Source organism: Flavobacterium sp., assembly GCF_049318325.1.
In the GTDB taxonomy this organism is placed as follows: Bacteria; Bacteroidota; Bacteroidia; order Flavobacteriales; family Flavobacteriaceae; genus Flavobacterium.
This window is the reverse complement of record NZ_JBMOGQ010000155.1, coordinates 1-4,841: the sequence shown is the minus strand read 5'-3', so window position 1 is coordinate 4,841 and position 4,841 is coordinate 1. Positions and strand designations below refer to the sequence as shown.

3 protein-coding genes and 1 pseudogene are annotated in these 4,841 nt (G+C 32.7%); 3 read left to right on the top strand and 1 reads right to left on the bottom strand.

What is annotated here, in order from left to right:
- From ACOYLP_RS10785 to ACOYLP_RS10775, 3 genes and pseudogenes are all read left to right on the top strand, one after another.
- A pseudogene (locus ACOYLP_RS10785) lies at window positions 1–653 on the top strand (alanine dehydrogenase); the annotation flags it as partial.
- A gap of 95 nt (window positions 654–748) precedes the next feature.
- Window positions 749–2,842 carry a glycoside hydrolase family 97 protein gene (locus tag ACOYLP_RS10780; protein WP_422856175.1) on the top strand — a complete coding sequence of 698 codons (2,094 nt, stop codon included), beginning with the start codon at window positions 749–751 and terminating at the stop codon, window positions 2,840–2,842.
- 12 nt (window positions 2,843–2,854) lie between these two features.
- Window positions 2,855–4,507: an MFS transporter gene (locus ACOYLP_RS10775; protein ID WP_422856174.1), complete on the top strand. Its 1,653-nt coding sequence runs from the start codon at window positions 2,855–2,857 to the stop codon at window positions 4,505–4,507.
- Window positions 4,508–4,599: 92 nt separating this feature from the next.
- On the opposite strand, the gene ACOYLP_RS10770 is transcribed toward ACOYLP_RS10775, so the two are convergent.
- A partial coding sequence (locus ACOYLP_RS10770) for a hypothetical protein (protein WP_422856173.1) occupies window positions 4,600–4,841 on the bottom strand: 242 nt, incomplete at its 5' end.

The following is a 4,841-nucleotide window of genomic DNA, read 5'->3' as shown; positions in this document are numbered from 1 at the left end:
GAATGGGTGCCAAAGAAATCTTAGATGGTATGAAAATAAAACAAGTTTCAACTGACGATTTCTTAAATAAAATATACACTCAGCCTGTCTATACTCAAATTGATGTTTTGGATTATAATAAACGAATAGACGGAACTAAGGCTGAAAATAATCATGATTTCTACAAAAACCCAAAAGATTATACCTCCAATTTTGAACGTTTTACTAAAGTAGCTGACATTTTTATAGCCGGGCATTTTCATGGCAACGAATCGCCGGATATACTAACACGTGATATGCTTAATGCACCTGATTGTAAAATAAAAGTAGTAGCCGATATCTCGTGTGATGTAGATGGCCCTATCGCTTGTACCTTAAAAGCATCAACTATTGCAGAGCCATTTTTTGGTTATTTGCCAAGTGAAAACAAAGAAGTTCCCTATACGCACCCGGGTTCAATAATGGTTATGTCGGTTGATAATTTGCCATGTGAATTACCAAAAGACGCCAGTGAAGGTTTTGGAGAAATGTTTATGAAACATGTTATCCCTGCTTTTTTTAACGGAGATAAAGATGGTATTCTAGCAAGAGCCAAGATTACAGAAAAAGGAAAGTTGACACCAAGATTTGCCTATCTTCAGGATTATGTTGATGGGGAAACGGGTAACAATTAATTGCCTTTTTAAAGTTAATAACTATATAAAAATCTCAATTCTTTTGAGATTTTATATTTTTAAAAAGTTTTTATATTTAGACAAAATTATTTTCAATGAAAAGATTCATATGTATTGGTTTGCTCCTTTTAGGAATTGAGGTCCAATCTCAAAGTGTCCAATCACCTTCCAAAGAAATTACTCTCAACTTCTCTTTATCTGAAAACGGAAAACCAATTTATAATGTTTTCTATAAAAATAAGCCGGTAGTATTACAAAGTAACTTGGGTATTAAACTAAAAGTTGATGGCGATTTAAATACTAATTTTCTAATAGACAGCATTGGTCAAAAGGAAGTAAATGAAACGTGGCAGCCAGTTTTAGGTGAACAGTCCAAAATCAAAAATAATTACAATCAAATGATTGTTGCACTATCACAGTCGTCATCAAATAAAAAGATAAATATCATTTTCAGAGTGTTTAACGAAGGAATTTCTTTTCGTTATGAATTTCCAAAACAAGAAAAGCTAAACTACTTTATCATTTCGGAAGAACAGTCGGAGTTTAACTTAACGGGGAACCATAAAGTTTTTTGGCAACCTGGCGATTTTGATACGAACGAATACAATTATGAAGAAACTTTATTTTCTGAAATAAATACCGAAAAAGTTAATCTGAATAACGGAATTGGTTTCAAAGCAATTAAAAATAAGTTTGCTGTTCAAACACCATTAATGATGAAAGCTATCGATGGTGTTTATCTTAATATTTTTGAAGCAGCGGTAGTAAATTATCCTGTAATGCAACTCGATGTTGATGTACAAAATTTTAAATTAAAATCAAGTTTAGCACCAAATGCACTGGGCGATAAAGCCTATTTGCAAACACCATGTGTTTCGCCTTGGCGAACTATTATGATAAGTGATGATGCTCGCGATATTGTAAGTTCAAAAATGATTTTAAACCTGAATGAACCTTCAAAAATTGAAGATACTTCTTGGATAAAACCAATGAAATACGTCGGTATTTGGTGGGAAATGCATATTGGAAAATCTACTTGGGATTATGCAGGATCGCAAAACGCTCAAAACAATGGCGAATTAAAACCAACAGGAAAACATGGCGCCACAACGGCCAATACCAAACGTTATATTGATTTTGCTGCAAAGCATGGTTTTGATGGTGTTTTGGTAGAAGGTTGGAATGTAGGATGGGAAGATTGGTTTGGTAATTGGAAAGAAAATGTTTTTGATTTCACTACACCTTATCCCGATTTTAATTTGAAGGAAGTAAATGATTATGCCAAATCAAAAGGTATAAAAATGATTATGCATCATGAAACTTCTGGTTCTGTCGCTAATTATGAAAGGCATTTGGACAGGGCTTTAAACTTAATGAAAGAGTATGGTTATACTGCTGCTAAGACAGGCTATGTTGGTAAAATTATTCCTCGTGGTGAATTCCATGACGGACAAACCATGGTCAATCATTACAATTTTGTAGCTCAACGATTTGCTGATTATAAAATGATGGTGAACTCTCATGAAAGTTCACGACCAACAGGTTATAGTAGAACTTATCCCAATTATATTTGTGCCGAAGCGGCTCGAGGAACTGAGTTTAATGCATGGAGTATTGGAAATACAGTAAATCATGAAACCATTTTACCTTTTACTCGTTTACTTGGTGGACCTATGGATTATACACCAGGAATTTTTGAAATTAAAATGAGTGCTTATGATAAATCAAAAAAGGAGCAACTTCACTCAACTTTAGCTAAGCAATTAGCTTTATATGTAACGATGTATTCTCCTTTACAAATGGCAGCTGATTTACCTGAAAATTATGAGCAACATTTAGATGCTTTTCAGTTTATAAAAGACGTTCCTGTAGATTGGCAAGAAAGCAAGTATCTTGAAGCTGAACCCGGAGATTATTTAACTGTTGTTCGCAAAGATAAACACTCTGAAAACTGGTTTTTAGGAGCCATAACAGATGAGAATTCAAGAAAAACAGAAATACCATTGGATTTTCTTTCACCTAACAAAAAATATCAAGCTATTATTTATCAAGATGGTATCGATGCCGATTGGCAAAATAATCCAAAATCATATGTTATAAAAACGATGCAAGTCACTTCGAAGTCAAAAATTAAATTACATTTGGCTAAAGGTGGCGGAACAGCTATTTCTTTTAAACGTATTAATTAAACCAACACAATTATGAGTACAACTAAAACCAATTATTCTGCACTTTATACCCTGATTACTGTCTTTTTCTTTTGGGGTTTTATAGCAGCAGGGAACAGTATTTTTATTCCATTTTGTAAAAGCTATTTTTCATTAGATCAATTTCAATCGCAGTTGGTTGACTTTGCATTTTACACAGCTTATTATATTGGAGCTCTATTACTTTTTACATTTGGAAATTTAAACGGAAAAGATGTGGTTGGAAAATGGGGTTATAAAAAAAGTATTGTTTATGGTTTATTGTTTTCAGCGCTAGGAGCAGGAGCAATGATTATTGCCGTAGAAGCCAATTTATATGCCGGAATGTTATTAGGTTTATTTATTGTAGCACTAGGATTTTCATTGCAACAAACCGCTGCTCAACCTTTTGCTATTTTACTAGGAGATCCTAAAACAGGTGCAAGTAGAGTTAATTTGGGCGGTGGAATTAACTCTTTTGGAACAACTATTGGACCCATTGTTGTTGCATTAGCATTATTTGGAACCGCTAAATCAGTGTCAGATGAACAAATTAAATTGTTAGAATTGAATAAAGTAGTTTTACTCTATTCTGGAGTGGGATTGCTTTTTATTGCAGCAGCTGCATTATTTTATTTTTCTAAAAAGGTACCTAGTGGTGCTTCAGACGAAATTATTGAAAAAGCTAATAAAGCCTTGTGGACATTAGTTATTATGACGGTTTTATTAGCTGCTTGCTTTGTTCCAATATTCAAAACATATCAAATTGATTCAACAACTTTTGATACTTTACAGTTAGAAAATTTAGAACAATATAGAATGAACTGGCTGCTTGGAGCCTTGGTTGTTGTTATTGGAGGAATATTATTTTCATATTTTTCAGCACAAAAAAAAGCAGAAGGTTGGGGTGCAATGCAATACCCTCAATTGGTTTTAGGGATGTTGGCTATTTTTACTTATGTAGGTGTTGAAGTTGCTATCGGAAGTAATTTAGGAGAATTATTAAAGTTGCCTGAATTTGGAAGCCTCCAATCATCCGATATTGGTCCTTATATATCAATGTATTGGGGAAGTTTAATGATTGGTCGTTGGGCTGGAGCAATTAGTGTTTTTAATTTAAAAGGAACCAATAAAACGGTAGCTTTAGTCATTATACCTTTAATTGCATTCGGAATTATTTTAGGTGTTAATATACTTTCAGGAAAAGACATGAAGCCATTATATTATTATATTGTTTGCGTAATGGTTCAAATTGGAGCTTTCTTTATTAGTAAAGATAAGCCAGCTCGTACACTTATGATATTTGGAAGTTTTGGAATTACAGCTATGCTAATTGGATTATTTTCTTCAGGAACTATTGCTATCTATGCGTTTTTAGCTGGTGGTTTAGCTTGCAGTATTATGTGGCCTGCTATTTTTACTTTATCAGTTCTTGGCTTGGGTAAATATACATCTCAAGGTTCTGCATTTTTAATTATGATGATTTTAGGAGGTGGAATTATTCCACCAATTCAAGGAAAACTATCAGATATTATTGGAATTCACCAATCCTATTTTGTAGCGGTAATTTGTTTTGCTTATCTAACTTTATTTGCTGTTTTGGTTAAAGGTATTTTGAAGAAGCAAAATATAGATGTAGATGCAATTGAAGTAGAAGGAAGTCATTAATAATATTACTTTGTATAAATCAAAAATCCCGCATCGTTTTCAACTTTGCGGGATTTTTTTCATCAAAACCTAACCAATCAAATTAACCTAATTTATTTTTTTTCTTCAATTTTAACTTTTTTTCCTTCAGCTTTAAAATAGTAATAATCATTGTTATAACAGTTTGAAGTTGAATAATAATAAGTGTTTACATCACAATAATCATAACCTGTGTTATGATATCTTTTAATGTTACCAACAATATTAACTATTTCACCTCTGTAGTTGTAAATAATTCTCATGTTACCAATTTGTGACAAAACTGCTCTGTTATACCTCATATAAACGCTACCAA

Bases quoted from the DNA above. Each gene is read 5' to 3' on its own strand.
- ACOYLP_RS10780 (WP_422856175.1), top strand. From the start codon at position 749: ATGAAAAGATTCATATGTATTGGTTTGCTCCTTTTAGGAATTGAGGTC.
- ACOYLP_RS10775 (WP_422856174.1), top strand. From the start codon at position 2,855: ATGAGTACAACTAAAACCAATTATTCTGCACTTTATACCCTGATTACT.